Here is a 24990-nt window from a genome sequence, read left to right as displayed (position 1 = left end):
GGAGGAACATTCTGAGCCGGATCGCGCTAGTCTTGCGACTTTGGTATCGGGAGATTGTAAGCAGTGTGTTTTTTGGACATGCGTCTTACAATGCTTGGCATCCTCCCGGAGTATATGTAAGGCGCTTTTTAATAAGCGTTTAGCGTAAGGAGGGTTTTTCAAAAAAGAAAGTGAATTGCATTTATATAGAAAAAAGGATATAATTTTCCTATGAAACATTATGTTTTCAAATCCTATTAAGAAAGTAGGAATTTTGGAATGTTTGTTGGTGTTGAAAAAAATAAAAGTAATGAAAGAACTATAATTTATTTAGAAAATTTAATAATTAATAAAGAACTAAAAAGAATAATCCTATTTAGTTCTGATATGGATAAATCTCACAGGTTGGTGCAAGATTTTTTAACAGCTCTCAATGCAAATAGGTTTAAAACTGCGATTTTTACTTATGAAGATGTAATTAATCAATCTTATGAAGTTTATCAAAGTAAATATGATTTAATTGTGATCGATGGATTTTTAAATAATTTAGACTTAACTGATGAAGAAAATACAGCACTACAACAATTTTTAGACTTTCATCAGCATAAGTACATTTTTTTACATTGTCCTTTAACTCCCGAGAGAGTATTTTCATTAAAAGGCGAATTCTTAGATGAACCTAGTTTCTCAAGGTCTATTTTTGGGTGTAAACAGTTATTTTGGGATGATTCCGATAGGGAAGAATTTCTCAAGCACTTATATCATTACAGAGAAATAAGCCTGGATCATCGTATTAGACAATCGATTGATTTTTTAGAAAATGAAATAGATCCATATTATGAATTGAAGTTCTTAACCAAAGAGAAAATAAAAAGTTTATTATTAAATGGTGATGATAACATTAATTCAGTTATCATTATTACAAAAGAGCCGGAACTAAAATTAGTTCCTTTTGAAAGTCTTAAATCTTTTGATGTTGCTGTAAGGCTAGAGTCTTTTGCTGCTGGAAATGGTTACGTTGGTAAAGATCCATCTAATAGTAGAATTGATGAATACTTCAGAACCCTATTAGAAGGATTTTATACTTTTCTAAAAACAGGTGAGGAACAATATTTAGACTATGTTGTTTATTCCCCTGTTACTGATTTAGATCTCATATTAAAAATCAAAAAAGAAATGAACAAAATAGAAATTTAATTTGGCACCCTTGAGGTGCTTTTTTTTCGACAAATTTTGCATAGCGTTCATTTTTTTATCTCTTGTCCGATATCAAGGCGGGAGGTGGTATCGTGAATTTATATCAAATCAAGCACGGTGCGTATTCGAGAATAGTAGAGGCTAAGAGTGCAATAGAAGCTATTAATTTGTGGGTAAATCATATTAATCGCACAGAATATTATGATAGAAAGACGAGTTTTAATCCAAGTAGTTTCTCTGTAGAGGAATTAGACAGAGTGAAAGCAATTGTCAAAGCATCTGAATAATCAGGTGCTTTTTTATGTTCTCTGTAAACCGGGTCCAGTGAATCTCAGAATAGACGATCGGCGGCAAAGGGTGCCTCTGAGTGTGGGCCCGGTTTAGAAAGGATATAAGTTAGTGTAAAAACTCCAAAAGACAATCGTTCGACAAATTTTGCAATTAGTTCCAATGTTCCTATCGTTCGCCGATAATATAAGAGAGGAGGGATATAGATGGAACAAGAAATTGAAGACACCTTTTTACGTTTGAAGTTAAAGAAAAAAGAACAATGGTACTGTGATTTTTGTGGCGAGATTATTGAAAGTGATAAAGATGGGATGCTTGAATGGGATACATATTTAGAAGGAAATGATACAGAGTTCAATGCCCATAATTTTAGAATAGTTCATAATCGATCAGTGAAAAAATGTCAGCCAGCAAACAATGATAGCAACTTATCAGACGGGCATTTACACTGGTATACTGGTCCAGCCGGATTATCTGAATTACTAGCTATTAAACATAGGTATAATGTTGATCAAATAAAATTTGATGAAATTATCAGAAGATTACATGTCGATTATTATGAAGAAGCAAGACAATATTTTGATCTATCAAAAGAGAATGGCGATGAATTTGATTTATATGAGATAGGTGACTATTCTCAAGATGAACTTAAAACTATTATAAATAGGTATGGAAAAAAAAAATTTTAGACGTCTTCTTATTAGAAGGCGCTTTTTATATTCTCTGTAAACTGCATCCGGTAAAGCTTAGGTGAGATTGTTGGCGGTTAACTGCTTGAGTGCGGGGGCAGTTTAGAATATATCCAATTGCTTTCCCAAACGGGGGGCGTTTTTTATTTGGAGGGATAATATGCAAAGACCATTGACACCTTGTAATGAGCCAGGCTGTCCGACTCTCACCCGGGAAGGCTACTGTGAACAGCACAAGCGGACAAAGCCAGCCTATGATCGATACCGGGAGTCAGCCGCCCGCCGGGGGTATGACAACAAATGGCGGAAGGCAAGACAGGGATACCTGTCAAAGCATCCTTTCTGTCTTTCCTGTATGAAGGAAGGCAGTCGGGTTCCCGCGACAGTCGTTGACCACATCAAACCGCATAAAGGAGATAAAAAACTATTTTGGGACTCTTCCAACTGGCAGCCGCTATGTGCACCTTGCCACAGTAGGAAGACCGCGAAGGAGGATGGAGGCTTTGGCAACAGAACATCAAACCTGCGTATGTGATCACTGTGGAACCAAGTTCCATATCAAAGGATGTTCAAAGGTTAGGAAGTATGACAACGGGGTGCGGCAACATTACATCAAGTGTCCGCGGTGTCAGACTGAATACACGTCCTACTATACAAACGAGGCGATCAGGCGCATGCAACAGAAGGTAAAGAAACTAACCATGCTGCGTCTTAAAGCACAAGCTCATAAAGGAATTGACGTATACAAACAAAAATATACGCAAGCTCGAGAGGAATTAGAAACGGCCATGCTGCAGCTGCGGGAGGAAATGGAGACCCCCCGCCCTTAAATCTCTGGAAAGGATTCGCCGGAGACCGCGCTCCCCTCCACATTTTGAAAAATTCCCTAAATGAAATTTCGGAAGGAGGTGAGGGAATGGCAAGACCAAGGCAACCGGTTGATTTATTGCTTGTGAAAGGTAAGAAAAACCTGACAAAACAGGAGATTGAAGAACGAAGAAAGCAGGAGATCAAGGCGCCAAGCGACAAAGTAAAGGCGCCTTCTTATTTACCGAAAGACTTAAAAAGGGAGTTCAAAAAAATAGCGGACGAGCTGAAAAACATCGGAATTATGACGAATTTAGATGTTGATGCGCTCGCCCGTTTTTTATATTCGCGGAAGCTTTACCTTCAGGTGACGGACCAGCTGCTTGAGCAGGGGCCAATGAAAACAATAGTCGTCAGAGATGTGGACGAACAGGGAAATATCGTGGGGGAAAAAGAAAAAACGGTAGTCAATGAAGCGTATTCGGACTTGCTTATCAATCAAGATAAACTATTTAAACAATGCCGGCAGGCTTCCAGTGATTTGGGCTTAACCATTTCCTCGCGCTGCAAGCTCGTGATTCCTAAAAAGGATGTCGACAAGCCGAAATCAAAAGAGGAAGAGCGGTTTGGGGGCCGGATGTAATGCAAGAGGTCACCGCTGAAATTCTGATTGAGCGTGTATGGGCCTATTGCGAAAAAATACTTTCCGGTGAGATAAAGGCTTGTCAAAAGCATAAATGGGCTGTGCAGCGATTTTTTAAAGATGTTGAGGCGTTAGCCGACTCAGAATGCCCCTTTTACTATGACGCTGAAGCAGTGCTAGATTTTTACGAATGGGCGCGGCAGTTTCAGCATGTTGAGGGGATACTTGCGGGTGAGCCGATTGAGCTGACGGACTTTCAGCTTTTTATTGCGGCCAATGTATACGGCTTTTTTAAAAAGGAAAACGGTGCCCGCCGGTTTCGAAAAGTTTATATCCAGCTGGCTCGTAAGAATGCGAAATCGCAATTTCTCGCCCTCATGGCTTCTTATGAAGTGTTCCCGACAACCGAAAAACATCGGGTGTTTATTGCTGGATGGTCCCGGGAGCAGTCAGACGAAGTTTACCAGGCGATTCTTGAACAGCTGCAGCATGCTCCGATCCTTGAAGGAAAATATACATCTGCAAACGGCCGGGTAAAAAAGTATAAAACGAACTCAATTATCCAGCCCCTTTCCCGTGAAGCCCGAAAGCTCGGAGACGGTAAAAACCCGTCATTGGGAATTGTGGATGAATACCATGCACATGAAACCAGCGAGATTTATGATGTGCTTGACAGTGGTATGGTCGCCCGGCGCAGCCCATTAATGGCAATCATCACGACAGCCGGGTTCAACATGGAGCGGCCATGTTTTAAGGAATACAAATATACAAGTAAGATTCTCGATCCTGATGCCGACACAGAAAACGATGACTATTTTGTTATGATCTGCGAACTTGATCCAGATGACGACATAAAAGACGAGTCAAACTGGATCAAAGCCAACCCTATTGTTGCGACGTATCCGGAAGGTATGGAGTCACTACGCTCTGCCTTAAAGGTAGCGCTCGAAGTTCCTGAAAAAATGCGCAGCTTCCTTACCAAGAATATGAACCGATGGGTTGATCAAAAGGATAACGGCTATATGAAAATGTCTAAATGGCGCGCGTGCAGCGGTGAAATTCCTGATCTGGAAAACATGGCCGTATATCTTGGGCTGGATTTGTCCATGACTACCGACTTAACATCAGTCGGCTGGGTTGGTGTGCTTGATGGAATTTATTATGTCGGGCAACATTCTTTCATGCCCGAGGGGCGCGCAAAAGAAAAAATGGCGACGGATAAAGTGCCGTATGATCTGTGGAAAGAGATGGGCTACATTACGTATACGCCTGGCGACGCTGTTGATTATCAAATAGTTGAAAAATGGATCATTGAGTTTATTTACAAGCATCGGTTCCGGCCACAGGAAACCGCATATGACAAATGGAATGCCTTGCATTTGGCACAACGGCTTGAATCTAAAGGCCATACCATGGTGGAGATCCCGCAAAGAATCAATCATCTATCTTTGCCAACAAAAGACTTTCGTCAAAAAGTGTATGATGGCAAAGTTGTTCACGGGGATGACCCGGTTTTAAATTGGGCGATCAATAACGCGATCATGAAAATTGATCCTCAGGAGAATATCATGCTGGATAAAGCAAAATCTCCGCAAAGAATCGACCCGGCTGCGGCTGTCATTAACGCATACGCCAGGGCGATGTATCACGAAACAAACCAAAAAGTAGACTTGAATGCACATTTCATGTCTGATAATTTCAGCTTTTAGGATGTGAGAGAATGAAAAAATTCCTGGCCTTTCTGCTTTTAATTTTAAATGATCTGCTGTTTGTGGTGGGGGCCGCCTTCATCCTTGCAGCTGCATATAGATTTAATACAAACATCGGTCTGATCCTGACGGGTGTATTTTTTATGTTTTATGCCTATCTCCTGACCAAGAAAGGGAGGTGAAATAATTGCTAATTGATCGGGTGTTTGAGAAACGATCAGATTCTTCTGACGCCAGCGGCTTTAATGAATTGATAAATTTGTTCGGCGGCAGACAGACAGCAAGCGGCGAGAAAGTGAATGAAAGAAATTCGCTTGTGCAGCCGGATGTTTTTGCCTGTGTGAATGTATTATCTGATGACATCGCAAAGCTGCCTGTTCATACCTATCAAAAGTTAGACAACGGGATTGAGCGTAGGCCGAAGCATCCTGTGGCGTATATGATCTATGCTCGCCCTAATCCCTATATGACCGCGTTCACCTGGAAAAAACTCATGATGACTCATGTTTTGACTTGGGGGAATGGCTACTCATACATTGAATTTGATTCCAGTGGGTTTCCAAAAGGATTATACCCATTGCGGCCAGACGCTACGAATGCTTATATCAATCCGAAAACGGGAATGCTTTGGTATCAAACAGTTCTCAATGATAAAGCGGTCGAGTTATATGATCACCAGGTGCTACATTTCAAAGGGCTTTCTACTGACGGCATACAGGGTAAGTCACCTGTTGGCGTTGTCCGCGAACACATCGGAGCCCAGGCAGCCGCAACAAAATATAATGCGAAGCTGTATAAAAATGATGCAACACCTCGGGGAATTTTAAAGGTTCCTGCTTTTTTAGATGAGAAGCCGAAAGAAAATGTTCGTAAAGAATGGAAACGTGTAAACCAAGGTGAAAACATTGCGATTATAGACAATGGGCTTGAATATCAATCCATCTCAATGCCGCTGCAAGAGGCTCAATTCGTGGAATCAATGAAATTCAATAAATCGCAAATAGCGATGATCTACAAAGTGCCTTTGCACAAACTGAATGAGCTGGATAAGGCCACATTCTCGAATATTGAACACCAATCCATTGAATATGTGAGAAACACTCTTCAGCCGTGGATTGTTAATTTTGAGCAAGAACTAAACGTTAAGCTTTTCACAGATCATGAAACAGCCGCCGGCCACTATGTGAAATTCAATATTGATAGTGAGCTGCGTGGAGACAGCAAGACCCAGGCAGAATACCTGAAAATACTTCAAGAAATTGGGGCCTTAAATAGAAATGAGATTCGGTCATTAATAGAACGCAACCCGATTGAATACGGGGAGAAGTTCATGTCCAGCTTAAACTATGTTTTCTTGGACTTTATGGAGGAATACCAGCGGCTTAAAGCTGGCGGTGCCCTGAAGGGAGGTGACATAAAGGATGAAGGATAAAGAGATTCGGCAGTTAACCACACCTATTGAGGTTCGTTCCGAGGGTGAAGGCGAAAGCGAATTTGTGGAAGGATATGCACTGAAATTTGAAAAGTGGTCTGAACGGCTTGGGGGATGGTTTAAGGAAATTATTAGTCGGAACGCTTTGGATTCGGCCGATCTTTCAAATGTTATTGCATTGTTTAATCATCGGCAAGATTACCCATTGGCCCGAAATACCGTCTCAGGGGACGCAGGGCGGCTCGAATTAGAAGCTGACAACATAGGTCTCAAATTCCGTTTTAAGCCGTCAGAAACGTCATACGCGCGTGATTTGATGGCGAATATAAGAAGCGGCGTTATAAATCAGTGTTCATTTGCCTTTTCCTTAAATCACAATGAGACGAATGCTGATGAATGGCGGTTTAATGATGAGGAAGACATTTATGAAAGGCGGATAAATAAAATCCATCGTATATATGATATTTCGCTTGTCACCACCCCGGCCTATAATGACACAGAGGCAGTCGTTGGCTCGCGGAGTTTGGAGAAAGTGGAGCAGCTCAAAGAAGCCCGGAAAATGCCGGAAGACAATTTGAAAATGGAATTAGAACTATTAGACCTTATTCTCCCTGAATAGAGGTCTTTTTTTGTGTCTAAAAACAAGGAGGAAACCATTTATGCCAATGCAAATGAGTAAAAAAGAAATTGAATTAAGACAGCAATTCACGAAAAAGAAAAGTGCGGCAGATCAAAAGCTGCAAGAGGGAAATACAGAAGAGGCCCGCACGCTGCTTGATGAGGCCAAGACCTTAAAAAATCAAATTGAATTGATGGCTGAAGGTCGTTCTCTTGATGTTCCAAATGTACCGGCCGGGAACAATGTTGTACCGGCGATTGACGAGGAAGAAGGGCGTAATTTAGACGATAAGGGTCAGACAGAATCAAGGACCATTCTGACAGCTACAAAAGAGTACCGGGAAGCCTGGTTCAAAGTGTTGACTGGCCGTGAAGCTGATTTGGATTCAGAAGAAAGAAGTATGATGGAACGAGTTTTGAGGGAGAACCGTGCTCTTTCTGCCGGAAGTGATAAAGACGGCGGTTATACGGTTCCGGATGACATTTCAACAGAAATCTTAAAATCAATCCAAGAACTAAACTCTGTCCGTAACCTAGTTCGTGTGGTCCCTAAAACCTCTCCTTCTGGTAGCTATCCAGTCCGGAAGGGCGCAGCTGGAAAGCTCTATAATACGGCCGAAAAAGAACAGATTCAAGAACTTAAAAACATGGAATTTGACCAAATCTGGTACAACGTTAAAAAGTTTGCTGGATTTATGCCAATTTCAAGTGAGCTTTTAAACGATTCATTTGTCAATTTTGTAAGGGAAATTGTGGACTGGCTCTCTGAGTCTGCGGTTGTCACAGAAAATGAAGAAATCTTTTATGGAAAAGGCGGGGAGACAAATGTCGAGGGCATTATCACAAGTGGCAAATATAAAACTCTTAAAGCACCTTCTGTAATCACAATTAAATTTCTGCGTAAGGTTAAGAACCAAATTAAACGCGGATATCGTAAAAATGCAAAGTGGGTTATGAATACGGAAGCCTTTGAAACTCTGGCAAACATTGAAGACAAAAACGGCAGAGGAATTTTGGCTCAAGACCCTAGAGATGAAGACAATTTCCTCTTGTTCGGGCGTCCGGTAGAAGTCTATGACGAAATTGTTACTGATGATAAAACACAAAAAACTCACATTCTTTTTGGTGACTTCCAACGCGGCTATTTCATGTTTGATCGTCAAAAATTTGAAATTAAATCAACTGATGTTGGGGTTGATGCTTTCTTGACTGATCAGACTTATTTCCGCGGAATCGAGCGTTTTGACGGGAAAGTTGTTGATCCTGAAGCTGCTGTGATTGTGACTGATCTAGTTGTTGGTGAAAATGCTCAAGTGGAAACCCCAACAGAAGAAAAATCCGTTGATGTTGGAAAATAAAAATAACAGAAAAGGATGATGAAAAATGGCAGATCAATTTTTAAACCAGAGCAATGGTGTTTACACTTCCGCAGAGGATGACGGCACAGGAAAGCCTGTAACAGCTGTTTATTTGAAAAATAACAGTGAAGACAACCCTTTGTACATTAAAGGGATGCCGGGTGAACCAGGGCCCCAGGGACCAAAAGGAGAAAAAGGAGATACCGGCCCGCAAGGTCCACAGGGAGAGCCAGGCCCTAAAGGCGACAAAGGTGATCCTGCTGTCATTGAAGAAAAAAGCATTACCCATGAAATGCTTGGTGACAAGGTAGTAAGAAGCAACAACGTAGGAACAGGTAGCATCATGATGGATAACTTAAACAGCGAAGTAAAGGCCTTGCTTGATAGCCTTCAATCTCAAATTGATGAGTTAAAAGCAAAAGTAGAAGGCACGACAAACAATGAGCCACAAGAATAAGGCGGGTGAACCATCATGAATTTGGTGGATATGAAAAACTATCTCCGTCTGGACCATTCTGAAGATGATGAAATGTTATCGCAATTTATTGCGGCAGCGAAAAGCTATATTGTCAATGCTATTGGGCGGTTTGTTGACGGAAACTCACAATTTGAAATTGTGGTCAAAATGCTTGTCCAGCATTGGTACGAAAACAGAGGGATGTATGAGTCAGGGACAACCGGCTCGTCCATCCCTTTTACTGTCGAAAATCTATTGACGCAACTGCGTTATACGGATGATGAGGTGCAGGAAGATGAAGAGAAAGAGGACCAGCGATCTGCGGCACCGTCTGATCTTTCAAAAGAAAACCAAGATTCAAGATGAAGAGCTGAATTGGATTGACGCTTATGTTGATGTATTCACTGTATGGGGTGCTATAGATGGTTTTAGTTCTCTCGGAAACAATGAGTCTATGGTTGCCGGAGCATGGGGCGTTAAATCGCCTAAAAAGATCACCATACGGTTCCGGCAAGATATTCAACGTGATATGAGAATTGTTGAACAGATCGGCACAAAGGAAAAGGGTGAACCTGTTTTCCGAGCCTTTGACGTCCTTGATTTTAACGATCCTGAAGACTCAAAAAAGTGGCTTGAAATTATGTGTCAGGAGGTGGGGCTCAATGGCTGAAATGAACTTTGAAGGGCTGGCTGACCTAGATCGATATTTTGAAAGAATCGGTGAAGACGTGGAAAAGGCGGAAGATGTGGCCTTGAAAGCTGGCGGTGAAATTATCGCGCAGCACCAGCGACAAAATGTCAATCGAAGCGATAAGAATCAGCCCCATATAGCTGATAACATTACGGTTTCAAAGGCCAGGGAATCCAAAGGCGCAGAAAAATTCGTTTCAATTGGGCCAAATAAAAAAGTCGCTTACCGGGCGAGATTCTTGGAGTATGGGACATCAAAAATGCCACCTTATCCTTTTATCGAAAAAGGCAGGGATGAAGGGGAGGCGTCAGCTGTGGAAGTAATGGCCCGCATTCTAACAGCGCCAATCAAATGAGTTTTGATGCAAAAGCAGAATTGAGCGCTGCCCTGGTCAACGATTTCCCATTAAAAGAACTGGTGACAGGCGGCTTTCATAATAGAGTCGCTTCAGACGTTAACGCATACCCAAGAATCATGTATACCGAATTGAAAAATGCTGATGATTCATATGCCGATAATCAGGCCCAATCTTCGGAGGTTCGCTTTCAGATCAGCATTTTTACCAATTCATATACAGTCAGTCAAGAAACCAAAATCGCAAAAGAAATTGACCGGCTCATGAAGTCAATCGGTTACGGCCGGTACGATTCTCAAGATTTATACGAAGAGACGGACAAGGTTTTTCACAAAGCTATGCGATATAAGAAAGCTTTTTTTAAGGAGGAAAAGTAATGGGACAAACAATTTATGGTTTAGATATGTTTCACTGTGCGGAAGTCATCCAAGACGATGAAGAGAGTTTGAAATTCGGTACACCTATAAAAATCCCGGGTGCTGTAAGCATAAAGGTTGACCCAAAATCAGAGCAAACAAAATTCTGGGCTGATAATGGTGTGTATGACATTTTTAATAGTATGGGTGACATTGATTTAGAAGCTGAAATGGCTGATCTCCCTTTAAAATTGCAGAATAAAATTTACGGCCACACAGAAGAGAATGGTGTTTCCTTTGCAAGTGCTGAAGACAAGGCAATTCATCTGGCTTTCGGCTTCAGAGCGAAGAAATCAACCGGCGGGTACCGGTATTATTGGTTTCTTAAAGGGCTGCCTGAATTAATGGCTATTGAATCGAAAACGACAGAAGACAAGGCTGACCCAGAAAGTGCAAAGTTTAAGGTTGGTTTTATGCCGTTGCAAAATCCAAAAGGAAAAAGACGCTGGAAAGCTCAAGCAGAAGACAGTGACACTTTTAACGGCGATGGTTGGTTTAATCAAGTTGTATATGATGGTTCTGCTTTTGCAACAGATACAAAAACCGAAGCAATTGGCTTAGGTAAATAAAGAATTTGGAGCGCTTATAGGCGCTCTTTTTTATTGTTCAAAAACAGGGAGGAATCAAGATGGAACCTATTTCAATCAATCTCAGAATCAATGGTAAAAACAAAAAGTTTGTCACACCAAATTTCATTTCAGGAAAGCTGTTCCGGGACGCGGCCGAGATCGCAGAAGATATTGAGTCAAGCGATCCTGACCGACTTTACACTGAAAAACAAATTGAATTTATCTGCGCTGCATTTGGAAATAAATTCACAGCTGATGACTTTGAAAATGGCATTGATGCGAGGCTGGTCACGAGAACAATTTACGGCACAGCAAACTACGTTTTAGGAAATATCGCTGAGGCCAGTCAAATTTTAAACCCTGATTCAAAAGACGGTGAAGAGCCGGGGAAGTAAATTTATCTGACGCTGTCATTGACATGTACAACGCGTTAGAAGAAATCGGCTATACACAAAACCAGATTGATGAAATGGACATTCTTTATCATCTGCGGCGCCTGGCACGCCGAAAAGAAGCCGGTGGAAAGTCAGCAGGAGAGAAAGAAGAAAAGCGCCTGTACATTGACCAGGTGTTGGGGTAAGGGGGTGACCGATTGGCAAAGGATGTAAGGATTAACCTGTATTCAAACTCAACCCAATTCCGAAAGGAAATGCGTGCAGTTGCACAGCAGATGAAGAACGTCAAATCTGAATTCGAAAAGAACCGTACAGCTGTAGGCGTATGGGGCAATGAATTAAGGACGTCTCAAGAAAAAGCGAAAACACTCAGCCGGCAGTTGGACATTCACAAGCGAAAAGTAAAAGCTCTTGAGCGTGCTTATGCTGATTCAGCTATAAAAAAGGGCAAAGATGCTCAAGAAACTCAGATGCTGGCTCGGCGGCTGAACTATGCGACAGCTGAAATGAATAAAGCGCAAAATGCTTTGACGCAGACCACGCAGAGGATCAAAAGGCTGGAGGATGAATCTAGGCGCGCTTCTGCCACCATCCACAGAATGGGCCAAAGAATGAATGCAGTCGGCAGCACAATGAGGAATGTCGGTTCATCTGTCGCCATGACATCGGGTATTGCCTTTGGTGGTTTGGTCCTTCCTTTAAAAGATGCGGTTCAAGTTGGCATGGATTTTGAAAAGCAAATGAGTAAAGTGCAGGCGATTTCCGGCGGCACCGCGAAAGACCTCGCCAAGTTAACGGAGCAAGCGAAAGAACTTGGCGCCAGCACGTCTTTCACAGCCAGCCAAGCTGCAGAAGCACAGAACTTCCTTGCGATGACTGGATTTAAAACCAATGAGATTTACGGGGCTATGCCTGGCATGTTAAGCCTTGCAGCGGCCGGACAGCTTGAACTTGGAACAGCTGCAGATATTACATCAAACATCATGTCTGCCTTTGCATTAAAGGCCGAAGAATCGGCGCATGCAGCCGATGTGATAGCCTATGCAGCATCCAACGCCAATACCAATGTTGAACAAATGGGCGAGGCAATGAAATTTCTTGCCCCGAATGCGAACTCACTCGGCTGGGGCATGGAAGAATCGGCCGCCGCAATCATGGCGTTTGGTGATGCCGGCTTACAGGGGACTATTGCTGGTCAAGCTTTCGGTACGTCCCTGATCCGTCTCGCAACTCCTGCCAGGAAGGCACAAAAAGAAATTGATCGACTTGGTTTTGAATTTTTTGACGCTGCCGGCAATATGAAAAGCATGCCTGAAGTCATCGCAGAAATGGAAAAGGGCATGAAAGGCATGACCAAAGAGCAGCAGGCGGCAACTCTGAAAACGATTGTCGGTGCTGAAGCCTATAAACATTGGGCTGTCCTTCTTCAAAAAGGTTCGAAAGCGCTCGGAGAAAATACGAAAAAGCTGAAAGAATCCGACGGCGCAGCCAAAAAGATGGCAGATACCATGCTTGATAATGCTCAAGGAAGCATCACAAAATTTCAGTCGGCTATGGAAGGCGCGAAAATTGCGTTAACCGAGGGCCTTCTTCCTTCAATCGGTGACCTTGCGGATAAAGGTTCCGCCCTTCTTACCATGTTTAACAACCTGGATAAAGGCACACAAGCAACCATTGGAAAAACTGCGGTTCTTACTGCGGGAGTATTAGGCGTGACGACGGCTGTCGCTACACTAACGGCAGGAGTCGGCGCTCTGTTAGCTTTTACTGGTCCTGTGGGCTTGGCTATTGTCGGAGGAACGGCTTTATTGGGTGCTTTAGGAGTCGCCATGTATGCCGTTTCCGAACAAACCGAAAACATGAAAAAGAAGCAGGAAGAGGCCAGGGAAAAGGCTTTGCTTTTTGGTGAAGGGGTTTCAAAGGCGACACAAAAAGCAGCCGGCTCCTATGTGGATTTGAGAGAAAAAGCAGAGGTCCAACTTTTTGAACTCACCCGCGTTTCCGGGGAGCAGGCTGATAAGATGGCCGCAAAATTGGTTCAAACGTATTCTGAGATGCGGGATAAGCTGATTCAACAACTTGAGACGCTTAGAAAAGACGCTTTAGTTGTTATTAACGGTTTGATGGAGGATACGGATAAGAATACCCAAAAGGCTGGGGAGAAGATCGTTGATAAGATGGTTGGTAATATCAATGAGGATATCCAGGAGGCAAGGGAAAAAGTGAAGGAGCTGGAGAAGCTCCAAAAAGAAACAGGCCTTGTCACATCGAAAATGAATGATGCTCAGAAACGAAGATTCAATGAAATTATTTCGTATTTTGAGGAGTCAACCAGCAAATTCGCGGCCAATCAAAAAGAAGCTCTTGCAATGCAAAAAGCGGTGACAGAGCAGCAAGGAAAGCTCTCTTTCAAGCAAGCAAAAGAATACAACGACAAGATTAAAAAAGTCTACGACGAGGGCAAAAAAGCCGCGAAAGAAGATTATGAATACCGGAACAAAGTCTTGAATCAGTTGTATGCACAGGGCTATATAGATGCTCAACAAAAAGAAGCTCTCTTGAAAAAAAGCTTGGCCGACTATCAAAAAACGATGGCGAAAAATTCTGCTTCATATGAGGAAAATACTCGCGCGCTTTTTTCAAAGATGGCCAAGAATGGCAAGCTGCTTGACTTAGAAACTCAAAAGGCTCTTGATAGGCAGGATAAATATATTTCGAATTCCATGGGTATTATGGTCAAAATTGAAGAATCCGATTCTGAATATCAAGAACGCTGGGCTCAAAAGCAGATTGAGTATATGAACAGAATTGGAGAAAACAAAGAGAAAGCTATCGAGACCACCAGACAAGCCCTTGAGGACTTCTATAGAGGTCTTGGCAATTCAGAAGAGGAAGCTCAGGCAAAAGCAGACGAAGCGATCCAAAACGTCCTTGAAAAAATGAACGGCGGCAATGAAAAAGCTGAACAGGCCGGACGAGAAAAAGGATCAGCATTCACTCTTGGTTTGAGCAGTACATTAGGACAGGCTCAGGAAACAGGGAGTCTAATTCGTAAAGGAGCCAATCAGGGATTAAGCCAAGGGAAGACGCAGCCGAAGCAGTTTGGAATAGAAAAAGGAAATGCATTTGCTCTCGGTTTAAGAAACACGCTCGGGATTAATAAACAATCCAGCAGCGTGCTCCGCCAATCTGTCAACAGCGAACTTTCTAAAAATAGCGGCCAAGCCCGTACAGCCGGTAAAGAAAAAGGCGATCAACACAATGCCGGTTTAAGTTCCACAAAGCCTAAAAACAATAATACTGCAGCAAGCCTTTCAAAAAACGTGTCAGGTCGTCTCGGTCAGACAACTGACGGCGGGGGCGGTAAGAAAGCCGGTATGGACTTGACCAAAGGGTTGATGAGTCAGCAAACCGCGTCTTACAATGCCGGTTCGAAGGTATCAAACAAGGCGAAATCTGGATTGAAAAGTGTGAAAACCAGTAGTGTGGGATCTGATTTTGTCTCTGGATTTGTCAGAGGAATTGAGGGCGGAATCGGTAGTAACTCGCTTTTTAAAGCAGCTTGGAACCTTGGTAAATCTGCATTATCAGCATTGAAAAAGTCTATTGATTCTCATTCCCCTGCGAAAAAGAGTATGGCTGAAGGTAACAACTTTACAGACGGATTCGCGATAGGGATAAGCAAAACGGTCGCGCGCGCAAAACGAAGCGCCCAGGCGTTAGGGCAAGGAGCCAACCTGTCACTCAAACAGGAGATCAATAAAATGGCTTACAACATAAAAGGTGCGGCTGATGAGCTGCTGTCGTTGCGTTCGGAGTTAGTTGTCCGAAATGAAGTTGATACACCTTCTTTGAATCAGAAGCTTGATGCTCTCATTACGCTTCTTTCTAATGGTTTATCGTTTGGAGGACAACCAGAGCCGGCGGCCACGGGCGGGCCAATTAGAATTTATCCGGCGCCTGTCAATATTGATGGAAAACAAGTGGCGGAAATCGTTTTTGAACAAGGTGACGGCAGGATTTTGGATAGGAAGAGTTTAGACCGATATGATCAAAATGCTTATCAGAGTGGGGTGAGACGAACCTGATGAATCTTTATTTAGATTTTAATAATGGCCTGGGGGAACAGAGCTTATCAAGTTTGCTCCCCCATTTTAAGTTGCTGAGTTTTACGCCTGATTCACCGGCCATTGAACGGGAAACAGTGAAGATACCGAGGATCAACGGTCTTGTTTTGCCGCAGCATCCCCGCGATGTTGTTTTTAAAGAGCGATCTATCAAGGTGGAAATTCTATTAAATTCGATCATCGCAGAAAATTTTTATCAGTACAGGCGAGAAATTTATGCGCTTTTGGTGAAGCCGTTCCCTTATTATATTTCAACTGATCTATTGCCTAACCTCCGTTTTCTCGTTACGTGTGACGGTAATTTCAGCATACAGAAAGACAAACAGAAAAACCAAACTTCTTTTACTGTGGAATTTAATAACGTCACCGGCCTGGCTGAATCAAAATTTACGTCTTTGACAAAACAGAATTTTCACGGGGAATACTGGAGTCCAGGTATGAACATTCAAATGCGAGATGATCTGGAATACAGATTCAAAAATCGAAAGAGGTTTCAGGTTTATAACACTGGTGATGCCTATATCAATCCTCTGGAACATGACTACAATGTGACATTACGGGCGGCCGGAAAAAATGTGACAATCATCAATCATACAAATGGGGAAAAGCTGAAAATTGAGCAGGAATTAAAAAAATCACAGCGGGTTTCTTTTATTAAGCAATACACGGTGATCAATAAAACACCTATCAAAACATCCGGCAGGCTCCCGGGACTCGATATAGGAATGAATGAGTTTGAAATCCAGAATACCAATGATTTTGAAATCATATTCGATACTCGTTTCTATTACGGATAAGGAGCAAGGGAAATGGCAAATGTGGATTTTATAAAAGAGATTGCACCAGACGCCCAAAGAGTCTATAAAAAGTATGATATTCTTGCGTCTCTCATTATTGCACAAGCCTGTTTAGAGAGCGGATGGGGTACAAGTGAGCTGGCGCAGAAAGGGAAAAACTTATTCGGCATCAAGGGGACTTATAACGGTCAATATGTTCTCATGTGGACGACTGAATATGATAAGAGCGGAAATGCTACCCGTGTGCAAGCCAAGTTCCGAAAGTATCCGTCTTGGTATGAATCTATTCAGGATTTAGCCAAGCTGTACATAAACGGAACGAGCTGGGATCCAAACCATTATAAAGCCGTGGTGGGGGAAAAAGATTACCAGAAGGCGACAGCTGCGCTTGTAAAAGCCGGTTATGCGACTGACCCAAAGTACGCCACCAAATTGAACAGTATCATTTTCACTTACAAACTCACACAATATGATTCTGTGGATGAGGTACCGGATGAACCTGAAGAACCCGAAACACCGATACCCACCCCGGAGGTACCGAGCAAAGAATATGATGGGAAAGACGTTCCCCTTAATCAAAATTTGCCTTCAGATGTTGATTTTCCACAGCTGCATGTACTAGCAGGGGACGGAAAGAATGTTGTTGAAATAACGGGTGTTTCGCTCGATCTGACGGACGATACGACGGGAAAGAAGAGTTTTACCTTCACCATCACCAAAACGCAGGAAAACGCTATTGAATTTGATCTATTGGTGATCGATAACATTCTTTTTCTGGATGAACGGAAATTTAATCATCAAAAGTATTACATTACAAACGTTGAAGTACGGCAAGAAAATAATGTATTGAGAAAAACTGTTTCGGCCAGCCATATTTTTTCGGTCCTGCTGATCAACAATTATGTGACTGAAACGACGTCTAAAAAAATGACGATCAAAGAGGCTTTTGATATCGCATTAAAAGGGACGCCATTCAAGTATGTTTTAAAAGCTCCAGTGAGTGATTTTCCGAGTGCCGAACAAGAAAACTTTGGTGACGGAAATTCCACGGAATTGGTGGATAAAATCATTTCAGACTACGGTCCTGAGCTGGATGTTGATAATTATAAAATACTTGTTTATAAGAAAATCGGGCAAAAAATCAATTTTACCTTAGATTCTCGCTATAACATGCCAGGCATTTCTATTAAGACAAATTCACAAAACGGTACAACGCGCGCATGGGGATATGGGGCACTAAAAAAGAGCAGCACTGACAGTAAAAACCCACAATATGAATTTGAGCCGATTTTATACGTGCATCCGGAGGAAGAAAAGTTTTTACTCGAAGGCTTGCCGCGCTGGGCCGACCCGATTAAAGATGAAACCATAAAAAAAGCCAGCAGCATGGTTTCGGCATTAAAAAAACATGTGAATCCATACCCAGAATTGACAATTGAAGCAGATTTCCAAAAAATCTATGAGCCGAAGCTTTTAGAGATCGAGCAAGATTTCTGGAAAGGCGACACCATCCATGTCTTGGCTGTTACGGCATCAGGGATCATGTTTGAAGACGATGTTCGGCTGATTTCAATTCAGTACAACCCGTTGAACCCATACAGCAGCCCAAAATTGACGTTCGCGAATTTCAGAAAAGACATTCAGGATATAGCAGTCAATCAGGCCAAAAAGCTAAGGGATCAAAAACGATATATTGACCAGCTTTTCAAAACGCTCAGGTAGGCGTTTTTTATTTTGCCAAAAAAGGAGTGAAAGAGATGCAGCGGCTGATAAAAGACTATGATCAAACCCGGAATTCCCGTTACCAGGCACAACTAAGAGCAGATATGCAAAGTATAGAAAACAGTTTGAATGAGCAAGAAAGACAGATTCAATCGCATCAAACATCAAAAAAAGCTCATACGTCTGACCAGATTGCTCACAGCAGCGGGCTTACAGTATCGCAAGAGATTGAAACAGGCAAAGCACGGTTCAGAAACCTGGTGCTCAATGCTGATGGTACTAACGTAAAGGAAGTTGTTGATGCTCGTGTTGGTCGCGAGGGAACGGCGTATCCAACTTTATGGGACCGTCTGGCTGCAGACGGGCAGTATATTGAAACGAGATTTAACTTTAAAAATGCGCTTAACTATGGTGCGGACCCGACCGGAAAAGGCCCATCAGCCTGGGCCATACAAAAGGCTCTGGATGAAATTCGTCGAGAAGGCGGCGGGCAGCTTGTGATACCAGGCGGTATTTATTTAATCGAAAAAAGAATGATTGTGTATGAAAATACTCGTGTCACTATGGCCGCGGATTGTGTACTTCTTAGAGGATGGGCCGGAGGATTCTTTGTCAACGGAAGACCTGATGATAGTTTCAGCGGCTATTCCGGCAGAAGCAACATCATTATTGAAGGCGGTATTTTAGACGGCAATTATGCCAACATAGACAAATACCCGTCTACTGCGATGGACTCAATCATCTTAGGACATGCAAATAATATTTTGATTGATCGCGTAACATTTAAAGACACGATCACCGCCCATGCCATTGATGCCAATGGCTGCAATAATCTCCAGATAACAAGGAGTAATTTTTTTGGATTCATTGATCTGAGCGGAAAACGGCCTTTCTCAGAAGCCATACAGCTTGGGGAATTTGTTGAAATGGGCGTCAATCAATTCGGAGCGTTTGACGCTACCCCTAATAGAAACGTTTATATTGCCCATAATCACTTTGGTAAATCTGAGTTATTAGGCGCTTGGGGATGTGGAGTCGGCAATCACTATTCTGTTTATAATGTTTTCCAAACAGACATAACACTCTTTGACAATGATTTCGAAGATTGTACTTTTGCGGGAGTAAGGACGTTTAAATGGGGCGAAGTTAAGATATTAAACAATAGGTTTAAGCGCAACAACGAGTGTATCCGAATTTCCCAAGCAGCCGGAGGAATTGAAAGTTCTAAGAATGCTGCAGGAGTTCAAATGAATCGCCCTCAAAATGCACAAAATGTCTTAATTCAGGGAAATGACTTTTATGATTACAAGTCATACGGAATTTTATCGTTTGGGCAAATATATAACAACGAAATCGCCTGGAGCGATGGCATTCGTATTTTGGGTAATTATTTCAAGCTGAAAGCAAAAGAGATCGGTGAATATGACTATGAGCAAGCCATAAAATTAGTCTTTGCAAGAAATGCTTTCATCTCTGATAACCGGATTTTTGGGGGAAGAAGAGGGATGTGGATAGAAGGCTGTTACAACACCTTTATTGATCGAAATTATGTGTCCTGTGTTGATACAGAAGCAATCTACGTCGAAAAAAGCAGAGACAAAACTTCTACCGTGCCGAAATCATATCATCTATCTATTGATCGAAACGAAATTAATACTACGGGCCGTAACGGTATTTTCATTCAAAACTGCGATCACTTTGATGTGAGAGATAATAATGTGATGAATACCAATAAAGAGCAAAGCAGTACGAGAGGGCGCGGGGGCATTTATGTAGAAAATGGATACGACGGACGGATTGAAAATAACCGGATACGAGGCGTTGAGAAGGCGTTCGCGATTTTAGTAAAGGACGCTGCAACAGAGGTGAATGTCACCAATACAAAAGGGACTGGCCGCGTCATCGTTCAGGGAGATTCCAATTTTAACGGGTATTATGGAACAACAAAAGATGACTATATTAGAAAAATCAATACAAAAAGCAGCAGCTAATTTATAGGGGGGTGAGCCAATGATTTATAAAAATACGGCTGTGCACTTTGATGTCAATGCACAAGTGAAGCGAAGTGTATCAGCAAATATTCAGTTCAGTACACAAGATATAGGGACCGCAAAATTGTCGTTTAACCTGACAAAGGATGGTGTGCCTTTGCCGATTAGTAAGGCAACCCATGCCAAGCTATTCATGAAATTTACTGACGGCAGCCAGGTCTATGTCAATACAGAAGTCGAAGACGCGCTGAAGGGCGCTATTTTTTATGTCTTAAAACCGGAACAAGTTAAGCATTATGGAACTGTACAGGCTGAGCTTTACGTTAATTACGACAACGGCCAGAAACTGAGCGTCCATAAGTTTTCGTTCGAAATCGATCGGGCGCTCGTTGATCAAGGCATCGCGCCAGTGGCCGAGTACTATATCGACGATTTCGAATCGCTCAAAGCCGCCGTTCAAGAAATGGCAGATGATGCCGAACGGGTTATCGCTGAATTACAGAAGAAGTTCGAAAATCTCGATAACATTGAAACGAAAGAAGGCGCTCAGGAAAAAGCGGACGCCGCTGAGGCTGGTGCGAAAGCTCACACTGATGAACATGCGGCTAAAATCGATAATCCACATAAGGTAACGAAATCGCAAGTTGGATTATCTAATGTTGACAACGTAAAGCAGGCAGCTAAAACGGATTTTGATGCACATACTGCGGATAATGTGCGCCATGTTACCGCTGATGAGCGGACTAAATGGAGCGCGGGGCAGCTCTTTAAAATCACGGGGGATGACGGCCAGCCACTGGTTTACGTTAATGCCACTGATGATTTTCATGAATTGCTTCCAAGATACAAAGGGTTTATACATTTAGCATCACATCCTAATGCGATAAACGGTCCGGGAGTAGCTGTCAGGGGTTTTTGGAACTGTAATTTAGCGGGTACACACGGCCAAATTATTGCGTTTGATAACTCGAATAGAACCTTCAGAAAAACGATTAGTAACGGAAATTGGAGCGATTGGGAAGTACTTGAGACTCAAAGTGGATCACAGGCTAAGGTTGATGCTCATGCAAACAATAAAACAGTTCATGTGACGGCTGCTGAACGTACCAAATGGAACAATGCACAACTGTATAAATTGACACAAGATAATGGTGAACGAATACGTATTCCTGATGGCACTGATTTATTAACCTTGCCATCCGGACTTTATTATGGTGTCAGTAACAAAGTTCTAAATTCTCCTGAACCGAATGCGGTCGAATGGTTTCATTACGATATTTTAACTAATGGTACTACACGAAAAACAATCGTTGTAACAGCTACTGCCAATCCTAAAAGGTGGTTTGGAACAATCCACACTAACGGTGCATTTAAAGGTTGGCAGAGATTTATAACGGATGCAGATGCTTCTGTCACTTGGCAATCACCTGCGTTATTAAACGGGTGGAAGCAGTATGGAACCCATAAGGTCCAGTTTAGTAAAAATGCCTTTGGAGAGGTTGAAATTATCGGCTCAATAACTGGTGGAACCATTGGTTTTGATGTGCCAGCTTTTACGTTACCTGCTGGATACCGCCCGATACAAATGACTCATTTTATAGGTGTAGCCTCAAGCATCGGCACGGGTTCTGCTCCACAGTTTCATAGAACTCAAATCAATACCGATGGCAAGGTGTATATCCAGAGCTGTTCAAATACAACCAACCCTAATGAATTTATAACATTTGGTTTTAAATTTAAGGCGGCATAGGAGGGGTTTTTATGAAATGGCTTTACAAATACGATAAGAAATACAACTACATCCCGGGTGAAGAGATACAGGTTGAGGACAACGCAGAGCTTCCGGATTTTTATTGTGAAATAAAGCCGCCTGACGGTATGTACCTAGCAAAATTTGATCCTGGGAAAGGGACATGGTTTGAATCGGCTACCAAAGAATATATTGAAAGCTTGCAGCCTCCGGAGCCTGAAGCGAGTGAAATTGAGCTGCTAAAAAAGCAAAACGCTTTACTCTCTTATCAATTGGCCCGTCTTCAAAAAGAAGTTGCATCATTGAAAGGTGATGGTTCTTCATGATGTATCCAGACTTTGCGGCTATTAAGCAGTTTTATGATTGGGGTTGTTATGATGATGACTCAATCATGAGAGATTACGTAGATTGGGGGCATATTACCCCGGCAGAATATGAAAAAATAACAGGCCGGAGCTATGACAAACCCGCCGTCTGTGTGGATTTAGGAATGCCTAACGCTCAATAAGGGTGTTTTTATTTTGCCTCAAAGGAGGTGAAAACGATGTGAGAACAGGAGGATTTTAGGACATGCCACAACCAAATGATTATGATGTTTTACAAAAAGAAATCGCAGAAATCAAAGCAGATCAAAGAACACAAGATCAGCGGATAACTAACCTTGAAAGAACAACTGACCGTCATGATCAGCAGATCATTTCTATCAATGAAAAGCTGAACAAGATCGAGGAAAACACAACTTGGATCAAGCGCAGTATCACCGGCGCAATCATTACAGCGGTCAGCACCGGCATCATTGGCGGCGCAATCGCTGTTTTTTATAATCTACTGCAAAAATAAGGAGGAAAACACAATATGAAAAACTTTGACAAAGGCACGGTCGTCCGGACGGTGCTTCTTTTTATTGCATTGGTAAACCAGACATTGATCATGTTTGGAAAGGCAGCTTTGCCGATCAGCGAGGACCAGGTCAATACGCTGGCCGACGCTTTGTATTTAACTGGCTCTACGATTTTTACAATCGTCACGACGTTGATCGCTTGGTATAAAAACAACTATGTCACCGGTAAAGGTAAGCAGCAAAAAGAAGTTCTAAAACAAAAAGGATTAACAAAATGAGGTTGCCGGCTGGCAGCCTTTTTTTCAAAACTAAATTGGAGGGGTTCAAATGGTTAAAGTCGTGAAAAACTTTGTGAAAGTCAATCAATATACACGACCAGGTCTGAAGTTGGCAGGAGTGAAAGGGATTGTCATGCACTGGACGGCGACGCCTGGCGCGTCGGCACTGAATGAGCGTAATTATTTCAATGGCACGTGTATTGCGGACAAACGATATGCGTCATCCCATTATTTTGTGGATCGAAAAGAAGCGCAATTGATTATCCCTGAAAATGAAGTTGCCTATCACGCCCATGATAAAAACCGCTGCTATGTCAGTTTTTTAAAGCCGAACGCCAATACAAAGGCGATCGGTGTTGAAATGTGTGTAGAAAAAAACGGGCAGATTCACAGCGAGACCATTCAAAATGCTGCTGAATTGGTCGCCGATCTGTGCAAGCGTTACGGCCTTTCTACAGACAAGATCGTGCGGCATTATGATGTGACAAATAAAAGCTGCCCGACTCCCTGGGTGAGGGATTCAAGCCAGCTGACGACATTCAGGAAAAAAGTCGATGCTTTGCTTGGAAATAAAACTGTGTCAAAGACAACATCATCCACGAGCCAGTCAAGCAAAACCACAGGGACCATCCTGAAAAAAGGGTCGTCCGGTTCCAAGGTCAAGGCGCTGCAGAAACGTTTGATTGCCGCTGGCTTCTCTCTGCCGAAATATGGGGCAGATGGGTCTTACGGAGATGAAACGGTGCAGGCCATCAAAGCTCTGCAAAAGAAAGCCGGTATCGCGGTGGATGGAATTTACGGACCGGCTACAGAAAAGGCGCTCGCAGCTATTGAAGCGAAAAAGAAAAAGCCTTCTTCAAACGGAAAAAAATCATCCTACCCGCTGCCGTCTGGCATCTATAAGGTAAAAAGCCCACTGATGAAAGGGACGGCCGTCCGCCAGATTCAGGAGGCCTTAGCTGCTCTCTATTTCTATCCGGACAAAGGTGCCAAAAATAACGGCATAGATGGTTATTACGGGCCGAAAACGGCGAACGCGGTCAAACGGTTCCAGCTGATGCACGGGCTGTCTGCGGATGGAATTTACGGACCGAAGACAAAGGCGAAACTTGAATCGCTATTGAACTAATACAAAAAGGCCCTCTTTCAAGAGGGCTTAGATTTTATAAATTCTAACTTGTTAATTGTTATTCATCACTATCCATCTCCCATATTTTCTGACCGTCTGCTAAATATACTGCACTTGGTGTATCTTCATAAAGTGAAATTTCAATTAAGGAACTTTCTCCTTGTCTTAACCAATCATAAACACCACAATCGTTATTAGTGGGTTGGGATAAAATATTATTTACTTGAAATGCGACTGCGTCATATTCTACATAATTGACATCATCATCGTCCAATCCGTTGTCTGTTTCATAGAGTGTGTCAGGTTCTCCAATAACCTTTAATCCACTTTTCCATTCTATTATCAAATCGTTATTTTTATACTTTCTTAATGCTGAAATTAAAGGATCATATCCCATTTTATGTCCTCCTCAGTTATGGTTTTAAAGGCTCTGATGGTACTATATGAGCGCCGTTTTTGCTGTAATGTATCAAACCTCTAGTAGTCTCCACATACTTACCAGTATCTTTATCATAGAATTTTCCTATTACTTTGCCAAAGTCTACTCTCTCTTTGACCCCATTTTTTAACAGAGTGCCTTTTCCTGCAAACTTATCTAGCAATTCTTGTGCCGTTTTATTATCTCCGTAGAAGATGCTTTTGTTTTTACGACCATTAGCTATTTCTTGTTTGTAGTTTGGTGTTCCAGGAATATGTTTTTCTTGAGCTCCTGGTTTTACTTTTGCAGGGAAACCATGCACTTCGCGATACGG

General features: G+C 42.4%; 30 protein-coding genes and 3 pseudogenes. 31 read left to right on the top strand and 2 right to left on the bottom strand.

What is annotated here, in order from left to right; translation table 11 throughout:
- Positions 1-258 precede the first annotated feature (258 nt).
- The 31 genes and pseudogenes from QMZ64_RS21800 to QMZ64_RS21655 form a co-directional block, all read left to right on the top strand.
- The gene (locus tag QMZ64_RS21800) at positions 259-1176 is read left to right on the top strand and encodes a hypothetical protein (RefSeq protein ID WP_301441588.1); all 918 of its coding nucleotides are present in this window, start codon (positions 259-261) and stop codon (positions 1174-1176) included.
- A 92-nt stretch (positions 1177-1268) separates the two neighbouring features.
- The gene (locus tag QMZ64_RS21795; RefSeq protein WP_301441587.1) at positions 1269-1463 is read left to right on the top strand and encodes a hypothetical protein; all 195 of its coding nucleotides are present in this window, start codon (positions 1269-1271) and stop codon (positions 1461-1463) included.
- Between the two features lie 207 nt (positions 1464-1670).
- A complete protein-coding gene (locus QMZ64_RS21790; RefSeq protein WP_301441586.1) occupies positions 1671-2153 on the top strand; it encodes a hypothetical protein in 483 nt (160 codons plus the stop codon).
- A gap of 160 nt (positions 2154-2313) precedes the next feature.
- Complete coding sequence (locus QMZ64_RS21785; protein ID WP_301441585.1) at positions 2314-2688, top strand: HNH endonuclease signature motif containing protein; 375 nt, start codon at positions 2314-2316, stop codon at positions 2686-2688.
- Positions 2689-2827: 139 nt separating this feature from the next.
- Positions 2828-2983 carry a hypothetical protein gene (locus QMZ64_RS21780; protein WP_301441584.1) on the top strand — a complete coding sequence of 52 codons (156 nt, stop codon included), beginning with the start codon at positions 2828-2830 and terminating at the stop codon, positions 2981-2983.
- A gap of 86 nt (positions 2984-3069) precedes the next feature.
- Positions 3070-3603: a phage terminase small subunit P27 family gene (locus QMZ64_RS21775; RefSeq protein ID WP_301441583.1), complete on the top strand. Its 534-nt coding sequence runs from the start codon at positions 3070-3072 to the stop codon at positions 3601-3603.
- Positions 3603-5312: a terminase large subunit gene (locus tag QMZ64_RS21770; protein WP_301441582.1), complete on the top strand. Its 1710-nt coding sequence runs from the start codon at positions 3603-3605 to the stop codon at positions 5310-5312. Before QMZ64_RS21775 ends, QMZ64_RS21770 begins: the two co-directional genes overlap by 1 nt.
- An 11-nt stretch (positions 5313-5323) precedes the next feature.
- Positions 5324-5494 carry a hypothetical protein gene (locus QMZ64_RS21765; protein WP_009330391.1) on the top strand — a complete coding sequence of 57 codons (171 nt, stop codon included), beginning with the start codon at positions 5324-5326 and terminating at the stop codon, positions 5492-5494.
- Between the two features lie 5 nt (positions 5495-5499).
- The gene (locus tag QMZ64_RS21760; protein WP_145685281.1) at positions 5500-6744 is read left to right on the top strand and encodes a phage portal protein; all 1245 of its coding nucleotides are present in this window, start codon (positions 5500-5502) and stop codon (positions 6742-6744) included.
- A complete protein-coding gene (locus QMZ64_RS21755) occupies positions 6734-7363 on the top strand; it encodes an HK97 family phage prohead protease (protein ID WP_145685284.1) in 630 nt (209 codons plus the stop codon). Before QMZ64_RS21760 ends, QMZ64_RS21755 begins: the two co-directional genes overlap by 11 nt.
- Positions 7364-7403: 40 nt before the next feature.
- On the top strand, positions 7404-8720 hold the full coding sequence (locus QMZ64_RS21750; RefSeq protein ID WP_145685287.1) for a phage major capsid protein: 1317 nt from the start codon (positions 7404-7406) through the stop codon (positions 8718-8720).
- A 25-nt stretch (positions 8721-8745) separates the two neighbouring features.
- Complete coding sequence (locus QMZ64_RS21745; protein ID WP_073461484.1) at positions 8746-9177, top strand: collagen-like triple helix repeat-containing protein; 432 nt, start codon at positions 8746-8748, stop codon at positions 9175-9177.
- 15 nt (positions 9178-9192) lie between these two features.
- Positions 9193-9543 carry a head-tail connector protein gene (locus QMZ64_RS21740; protein WP_105179744.1) on the top strand — a complete coding sequence of 117 codons (351 nt, stop codon included), beginning with the start codon at positions 9193-9195 and terminating at the stop codon, positions 9541-9543.
- A complete protein-coding gene (locus tag QMZ64_RS21735) occupies positions 9473-9847 on the top strand; it encodes a phage head closure protein (protein WP_145685291.1) in 375 nt (124 codons plus the stop codon). Before QMZ64_RS21740 ends, QMZ64_RS21735 begins: the two co-directional genes overlap by 71 nt.
- Positions 9840-10223: an HK97-gp10 family putative phage morphogenesis protein gene (locus tag QMZ64_RS21730; RefSeq protein WP_145685294.1), complete on the top strand. Its 384-nt coding sequence runs from the start codon at positions 9840-9842 to the stop codon at positions 10221-10223. Before QMZ64_RS21735 ends, QMZ64_RS21730 begins: the two co-directional genes overlap by 8 nt.
- Complete coding sequence (locus tag QMZ64_RS21725; protein WP_301441581.1) at positions 10220-10600, top strand: hypothetical protein; 381 nt, start codon at positions 10220-10222, stop codon at positions 10598-10600. Before QMZ64_RS21730 ends, QMZ64_RS21725 begins: the two co-directional genes overlap by 4 nt.
- The gene (locus tag QMZ64_RS21720) at positions 10600-11208 is read left to right on the top strand and encodes a major tail protein (protein WP_009329203.1); all 609 of its coding nucleotides are present in this window, start codon (positions 10600-10602) and stop codon (positions 11206-11208) included. The genes QMZ64_RS21725 and QMZ64_RS21720 overlap by 1 nt, the downstream gene beginning before the upstream one ends.
- Positions 11209-11267: 59 nt before the next feature.
- Positions 11268-11603 carry a phage tail assembly chaperone G gene (gene gpG / locus QMZ64_RS21715; RefSeq protein ID WP_075213403.1) on the top strand — a complete coding sequence of 112 codons (336 nt, stop codon included), beginning with the start codon at positions 11268-11270 and terminating at the stop codon, positions 11601-11603.
- A 23-nt stretch (positions 11604-11626) separates the two neighbouring features.
- On the top strand, positions 11627-11788 hold the full coding sequence (locus QMZ64_RS21710) for a hypothetical protein (protein ID WP_186440858.1): 162 nt from the start codon (positions 11627-11629) through the stop codon (positions 11786-11788).
- Between the two features lie 12 nt (positions 11789-11800).
- On the top strand, positions 11801-15691 hold the full coding sequence (locus tag QMZ64_RS21705) for a phage tail tape measure protein (RefSeq protein ID WP_301441580.1): 3891 nt from the start codon (positions 11801-11803) through the stop codon (positions 15689-15691).
- Entirely contained in the window at positions 15691-16527 is an 837-nt protein-coding gene (locus QMZ64_RS21700) for a phage tail family protein (protein ID WP_301441579.1), read from the top strand. Before QMZ64_RS21705 ends, QMZ64_RS21700 begins: the two co-directional genes overlap by 1 nt.
- Before the next feature lie 12 nt (positions 16528-16539).
- Positions 16540-18249, top strand: a complete 1710-nt coding sequence (locus QMZ64_RS21695) for a phage tail protein (RefSeq protein WP_301441578.1) — start codon at positions 16540-16542, stop codon at positions 18247-18249.
- A gap of 35 nt (positions 18250-18284) precedes the next feature.
- Positions 18285-20240 carry a right-handed parallel beta-helix repeat-containing protein gene (locus tag QMZ64_RS21690; RefSeq protein WP_301441577.1) on the top strand — a complete coding sequence of 652 codons (1956 nt, stop codon included), beginning with the start codon at positions 18285-18287 and terminating at the stop codon, positions 20238-20240.
- A gap of 19 nt (positions 20241-20259) precedes the next feature.
- Positions 20260-20643, top strand: a pseudogene (locus QMZ64_RS23425) (phage baseplate upper protein); the annotation flags it as partial.
- Between the two features lie 123 nt (positions 20644-20766).
- Entirely contained in the window at positions 20767-21990 is a 1224-nt protein-coding gene (locus QMZ64_RS21685; RefSeq protein ID WP_483298509.1) for a pyocin knob domain-containing protein, read from the top strand.
- Between the two features lie 11 nt (positions 21991-22001).
- Positions 22002-22316, top strand: coding sequence for a hypothetical protein (locus QMZ64_RS21680; protein WP_195257944.1), 315 nt, complete (start codon positions 22002-22004; stop codon positions 22314-22316).
- The gene (locus QMZ64_RS21675) at positions 22313-22498 is read left to right on the top strand and encodes an XkdX family protein (RefSeq protein WP_146910917.1); all 186 of its coding nucleotides are present in this window, start codon (positions 22313-22315) and stop codon (positions 22496-22498) included. Before QMZ64_RS21680 ends, QMZ64_RS21675 begins: the two co-directional genes overlap by 4 nt.
- Positions 22499-22560: 62 nt before the next feature.
- Complete coding sequence (locus QMZ64_RS21670; RefSeq protein ID WP_145737046.1) at positions 22561-22830, top strand: hemolysin XhlA family protein; 270 nt, start codon at positions 22561-22563, stop codon at positions 22828-22830.
- Positions 22831-22845: 15 nt separating this feature from the next.
- On the top strand, positions 22846-23109 hold the full coding sequence (locus tag QMZ64_RS21665; protein ID WP_145689661.1) for a phage holin: 264 nt from the start codon (positions 22846-22848) through the stop codon (positions 23107-23109).
- Positions 23110-23158: 49 nt separating this feature from the next.
- Positions 23159-23920: pseudogene (locus QMZ64_RS21660) on the top strand (peptidoglycan recognition protein family protein); the annotation flags it as partial.
- A gap of 57 nt (positions 23921-23977) precedes the next feature.
- Positions 23978-24238 (top strand): annotated as a pseudogene (locus QMZ64_RS21655) (peptidoglycan-binding domain-containing protein); the annotation flags it as partial.
- A 58-nt stretch (positions 24239-24296) separates the two neighbouring features.
- Here QMZ64_RS21655 and QMZ64_RS21650 read toward each other — a convergent pair.
- Positions 24297-24635, bottom strand: coding sequence for a hypothetical protein (locus tag QMZ64_RS21650; protein ID WP_301441575.1), 339 nt, complete (start codon positions 24633-24635; stop codon positions 24297-24299).
- Between the two features lie 16 nt (positions 24636-24651).
- Positions 24652-24990 (bottom strand): polymorphic toxin type 50 domain-containing protein (locus QMZ64_RS21645; RefSeq protein WP_301441574.1); only part of this gene is annotated, 339 nt, incomplete at its 5' end.

This window comes from Bacillus sp. LB7, from assembly GCF_030449715.1.
GTDB lineage: Bacteria > Bacillota > Bacilli > Bacillales > Bacillaceae > Bacillus > Bacillus paralicheniformis.
The sequence above is the reverse complement of the archived record's forward strand: the minus strand, read 5'-3'. Positions and strand labels throughout refer to the sequence as shown.